General features: G+C 64.5%; 4 protein-coding genes. 3 read left to right on the top strand and 1 reads right to left on the bottom strand.

Annotated elements, in window-relative coordinates:
- From glyA to gcvT, 3 genes are all read left to right on the top strand, one after another.
- Positions 1-1,167 (top strand): serine hydroxymethyltransferase (glyA, locus tag B3M58_RS16020; protein ID WP_296220608.1); only part of this gene is annotated, 1,167 nt, incomplete at its 5' end.
- Positions 1,168-1,249: 82 nt separating this feature from the next.
- Complete coding sequence (locus tag B3M58_RS16015) at positions 1,250-2,626, top strand: L-serine ammonia-lyase (RefSeq protein ID WP_296220606.1); 1,377 nt, start codon at positions 1,250-1,252, stop codon at positions 2,624-2,626.
- A 132-nt stretch (positions 2,627-2,758) separates the two neighbouring features.
- Entirely contained in the window at positions 2,759-3,883 is a 1,125-nt protein-coding gene (gene gcvT, locus B3M58_RS16010; protein WP_296220604.1) for a glycine cleavage system aminomethyltransferase GcvT, read from the top strand.
- A 267-nt stretch (positions 3,884-4,150) separates the two neighbouring features.
- Here the strand turns inward: gcvT and B3M58_RS16005 are convergent, their stop codons facing one another.
- Complete coding sequence (locus B3M58_RS16005) at positions 4,151-4,519, bottom strand: glyoxalase superfamily protein (protein WP_296220603.1); 369 nt, start codon at positions 4,517-4,519, stop codon at positions 4,151-4,153.
- Positions 4,520-5,600 lie beyond the last annotated feature (1,081 nt).

The raw sequence follows: 5,600 nt of genomic DNA, 5'->3' as shown, positions 1-5,600 counted from the left end.
ATCGAGCTGATCGCCTCGGAAAACTACACCAGCCCGGCGGTGATGCAGGCCCAGGGCACCGGCCTGACCAACAAGTACGCCGAAGGCTATCCGGGCAAGCGTTACTACGGCGGTTGCGAGCATGTCGACGTGGTCGAGCAGCTTGCAATAGAGAGGGCCAAGCAGCTGTTCGGCGCGGACTACGCCAACGTCCAGCCGCACTCCGGTTCCTCGGCCAACAGCGCGGTGTACCTGGCCTTGTTACAGGCCGGCGACTGCATTCTCGGCATGAGCCTGGCCCATGGCGGTCACCTGACCCACGGCGCCAAAGTGTCGTCCTCGGGCAAGCTGTACAACGCGGTGCAGTACGGCATCGACGACAACGGCCTGATCGATTACGCCGAAGTCGAGCGCCTGGCCGTGGAACACCAGCCGAAGATGATCGTCGCCGGTTTCTCCGCCTATTCGCGCACCCTGGATTTCCCGCGCTTTCGCGCCATCGCCGATAAGGTCGGCGCCCTGCTGTTCGTCGACATGGCCCACGTCGCCGGGCTGGTCGCGGCCGGTCTGTATCCCAACCCGCTGCCCTATGCCGATGTAGTCACCACCACCACCCACAAGACCCTGCGCGGCCCACGCGGCGGCCTGATCCTGGCCAAGGCCAACCCGGAGATCGAGAAGAAGCTCAATTCCGCGGTGTTCCCCGGCGCCCAGGGCGGCCCGCTGATGCACGTGATCGCGGCCAAGGCCGTGTGTTTCAAGGAAGCCCTGGAGCCCGGCTTCAAGGCCTACCAGCAGCAGGTGATCGACAACGCCCAGGCCATGGCGTCGGTGTTCGTCGAGCGCGGCTATGACGTGGTCTCCGGCGGCACCGACAACCACCTGATGCTGATCAGCCTGGTCAAGCAGGGCCTGACCGGCAAGGCCGCCGACGCCGTCCTCGGCGCCGCACATATCACGGTGAACAAGAACGCCGTGCCGAACGACCCGCAGTCGCCGTTCGTCACCTCGGGCATCCGCATCGGCACCCCGGCGGTGACCACCCGTGGCTTCAAGGCAGGCGAATGCCGCACCCTGGCCGGCTGGATCTGCGACATCCTCGATGAGCTGGACAACCCGGCGCTGATCGAGCGCGTCCGTGGTCAGGTCAGCGACCTGTGCGCGACCTTCCCGGTCTACGCTGACTAATAAGGTCTGCGCCGCCCTTCCCCCCTCTCCTTCCGGGAGAGGGCTGGGGAGAGGGAAAAACGGTGCCACCCTGGAGCTAACCATGTCACTCAGCGTTTTCGACCTTTTCAAAATCGGCATCGGCCCCTCCAGCTCGCACACGGTCGGGCCGATGCGCGCCGCCGCACGGTTTGCCGAAGGCCTGCGCCGCGACGAGCTGCTCGCGGCCACCGAGTCGGTGAAAGTCGAGCTGTACGGCTCGCTGGGCGCCACCGGCAAGGGCCACGGCAGCGATAAAGCGGTGTTGCTCGGCCTGCAAGGCGACCAGCCGGACAGCGTCGACATCGCCAGCATTGCCGAACGCCTGGCAACCCTGCGCGCCACCGGCGAACTGAAACTGCTCGGTGAAAAACCGATTCGCTTTATCGAAAAAGAACACCTGGCGATGATCCGCAAGCCGTTGCCGTTCCACCCCAACGGCATGATTTTCCGCGCCTTCGACGCGGCCGGCCTGCAAATCCGCGCGCGCGAGTATTACTCGGTGGGCGGCGGTTTCGTGGTCGATGACCAAGCCGCCGGCGCCGACCGTATCGTCGAAGACAAAACCGTGCTGGCCTACCCCTTCACCACCGCCAAGCAACTGCTGGTGCACTGCGCCGCGCACAACCTGTCGATCAGCCAGGTGATGCTGGCCAACGAAGCGGCCTGGCGCCCGGAAGCGGAAACCCGCGCCAGCCTGCTGCATATCTGGCAGGTGATGCAGGACTGCGTCGAAGCGGGCTGCCGCAACGAAGGCATCATGCCCGGCGGGCTGAAAGTCAAACGCCGCGCCGCCGCATTGCATCGGCAACTGTGCCAGCACCCGGAGGCCGCGCTGCGCGATGCGCTGAGCGTGCTCGACTGGGTCAACCTCTACGCCCTGGCGGTCAACGAGGAGAACGCCAGCGGCGGCCGCGTGGTGACCGCGCCAACCAACGGCGCGGCGGGCATCGTGCCGGCGGTGTTGCACTACTACATGCGCTTTATCCCCGGCGCCAACGACGACGGCGTGGTGCGCTTTCTGCTCACCGCCGCCGCCATCGGCATCCTCTATAAAGAAAACGCCTCGATCTCCGGCGCCGAAGTCGGCTGCCAGGGCGAGGTCGGCGTGGCCTGTTCGATGGCTGCCGGCGCCTTGTGCGAAGTGCTCGGCGGCAGCGTCAACCAGGTGGAAAACGCCGCCGAGATCGGCATGGAACACAACCTCGGCCTGACCTGCGACCCGATCGGCGGGCTGGTTCAGGTGCCCTGCATCGAACGCAACGCCATGGGTTCGGTCAAGGCGATCAACGCCGCACGCATGGCCCTGCGCGGCGACGGCCAACACTTCGTCTCGCTGGATAAAGTGATCCGCACCATGCGCCAGACCGGCGCCGACATGAAGAGCAAATACAAGGAAACCGCCCGCGGCGGTTTGGCGGTCAATATCATCGAATGTTGATCACCGATTGCGGGCTCGCGGATTGCCGCCGGCCTACGCCATAACACCGCAACCATCCCCTCGCCCCTCCGGGGAGAGGGCTAGGGAGAGGGGTGGATATCCGCCCCACCCACGACATCAATGGAGAACCGCATGACCAGCGAAACCCTGGCGAAAACCCCGCTACACGCCCTGCATATCGAACTCGGCGCGCGCATGGTGCCGTTCGCCGGCTTTGAGATGCCGGTGCAGTACCCGCTCGGGGTGATGAAGGAACACCTGCACACCCGCGAAGCCGCCGGCCTGTTCGACGTCTCGCACATGGGCCAGATCGTCCTGCGCGGCGCAGACGCGGCCAAAGCCCTGGAAAGCCTGGTGCCGGTGGACATCATCGACCTGCCCGTGGGCATGCAGCGCTACGCCATGTTCACCGATGACAACGGCGGCATCCTCGACGACCTGATGGTCGCCAACCTGGGCAACGACACCCTGTTCCTGGTGGTCAACGCCGCCTGCAAGGACCAGGACCTGGCGCATCTGCGCAAGCACATTGGCGCACAGTGCGAGATCGAAAGCCTGTTCGAAGCCCGTGCCCTGCTCGCCCTGCAAGGCCCGCAAGCGGTCGACGTGCTGGCGCGCCTGGCCCCAGAAGTCGCCAAGATGACCTTTATGCAGTTCGCCCCGGTGCGCCTGCTGGGTGTCGACTGCTACGTCAGCCGCTCCGGCTACACCGGCGAAGACGGCTTCGAAATCTCGGTGCCGGCCGCCCACACCGAAACCCTGGCGCGCAGCCTGCTCGCCGAACCGGAAGTGGCCGCCATCGGCCTTGGCGCGCGTGACTCGCTGCGCCTGGAAGCCGGCCTGTGCCTGTACGGTCACGACATGAGCAGCGCCACCACACCGATTGAAGCCAGCCTGCTGTGGGCCATCTCCAAGCCACGCCGCGCCGATGGCGCGCGGGCCGGCGGCTTCCCCGGCGCCGCACGCGTCTTCGCCCAGCAGCAAGCGGGCGTCGCCAGCAAACGCGTCGGCCTGCTACCGCAGGAGCGCGTGCCGGTGCGTGAAGGCGCGGAAATCGTCGACGCCGACGGCAGCGTGATCGGCTCGGTATGCAGCGGCGGCTTCGGCCCAACCCTCGGCGCGCCAGTGGCCATGGGTTATGTGCAGAGCAGCCATATGGCGGTCGACACCCCAGTGTGGGCCATGGTGCGCGGCAAACGCGTCGCGATGAAGGTCGCCAAGACCCCGTTCGTAGCGCAGCGTTACTACCGCGGCTGATAGCGCCCAGCCTCTTGCCGGGCATGCGTGCCTGCGGCGCCCCACTCAGGAGCGCCGCACGTCGCAGGCCCCATGGGCCAGTGGTTTGGCCGCATCTTTAGCGGATCAATGGCGAGGTGCCCATGCTTCTTCTTGTCGGCTGGTTCGGGCCGCGTAGGTCGGGCCGCGTAGGCTGAGCCGCCGCCCAACAGGAAGCCGCTCGCGGCTTCGCGGGGCGTGCCGTTGGGTTTCGTCCTCAGCACCAACCAACCCCGTGAGCCCGGCGCCTTACTCGCTCAGGGTCAGCTGGGTGAAGATCAGTCGATTACCAAAAGGATCGGTCACGCGCATATCGCGTCCCCACGGCATCGCCTCGATACCTGGGCGGGCATAGCCGTAATTCTTTGCCGCCAGCGCCGCCTGAAACGCATCCAGCCCCTCGGTGGCGATCCGCAGCGCCGCGCCTGGGCAGCAATCGCCATGGTGCTCCGACAAGTGCAGAACGCACGCGCCCCGGGAAACCTGCACATACAGCGGCAAATCCGCCTCAAAGCGGTGCGACCAATCCTCGCTAAAGCCGAGAAAATCGATATAGAACGCCCTCGCCTTGGCCTCATCGAATATCCGCAACAGTGGAATCGGCGCACTCAGCTGCATGGGGTTTCTCTCCGTTCAATCCGTGCCAGGCACCCTACACCAAGGCATCTGCAGCCACCATCAGCCAACCTGCTCCAGGCAACTGCGCGTGTTCGCTGCATGTCGCGTACATCCAGAGAAATCGCCCCCACGCTGGGCAAGCGCTCAACCAGTGCGCGCACCACTCGGCTCGACAGTCGCTTTTTCTGCGCATCGCAGCGGCCAGCCAGGCTGTAGAAAATCAGCTGGATGAAATCCGTCTTGTACGCCGCCCACGCAGTAATGCGGGTACAGGCTCAACCGCACCTTCACCTCACCCGGCTTGAACAGCCCGCTGGCAACCGCCGTATCGTGAAGCAGACACAGCAACTCGGCCGGCTCGATCAGTTGGCCAAGAGTGCGCGAACCCTCGATAAGGCAATGCGGCATGCAGGTCTGCAAGGGCGCTGGTAGATGAGTAGCAGTAGGTTTACAGCAAAAAGTCATACGTCATCACACAACGATATCAACTCTAGCGCGACCCGGCAGGCTAGCTACGCGACTTAAACGCGTGCCGGCGATCACTGCATACACCGCAAAAAAATCGCTAAAACGCCTTTATTGACAGCTTTTTGTGGCAAAACAGCCTACTCCAGCCAATCTGCGCCGATGCTGCGCTTGAACTTTCGTCTAAGGGTGCGTTGACAAAGCCATGAGAGCCTGTCGATAATCCGGCCACGTTGTATGACAACAGATGACAACCTATAAAAACAACAATAGGACTCCAGCATGATGCTTGTCGCCGCCAATGCCGCCAGCCGCCGCTTGCCGAGCCCCTGTGCCGCACGCCTGCCGCACCCGCCTTGCCCCTCTGAATTCGCCGACGGCTAAGCCCGAAGCAGAGGCTTGCCTGCGCCCGCCGGCAAGCCTATAGCCCTGCACAGGGCAACTCACACGTTCCTTATTGCGATGCCGGCCCACTGTGGCCAGCAGGGGAACGGCTTGTTCAAAAATGGGAGCACAACAACAATGACAACACGCAACGCCCTCTCGCTGGCCCTCCTTGGTGCTGGCAGCATGGCCCTGACTTTACCGCTCAGCAGCCACGCCGCCGGCTTCGTCG

It is taken from the genome of Pseudomonas sp. UBA2684 (genome assembly GCA_002354655.1).
GTDB lineage: Bacteria > Pseudomonadota > Gammaproteobacteria > Pseudomonadales > Pseudomonadaceae > Aquipseudomonas.
The sequence above is the reverse complement of the archived record's forward strand: the minus strand, read 5'-3'. Positions and strand labels throughout refer to the sequence as shown.

Coding starts and splice junctions, on each gene's coding strand:
- B3M58_RS16015 (WP_296220606.1), top strand. CDS start 1,250: ATGTCACTCAGCGTTTTCGACCTTTTCAAAATCGGCATCGGCCCCTCC.
- gcvT (WP_296220604.1), top strand. CDS start 2,759: ATGACCAGCGAAACCCTGGCGAAAACCCCGCTACACGCCCTGCATATC.
- B3M58_RS16005 (WP_296220603.1), bottom strand. CDS start 4,519: ATGCAGCTGAGTGCGCCGATTCCACTGTTGCGGATATTCGATGAGGCC.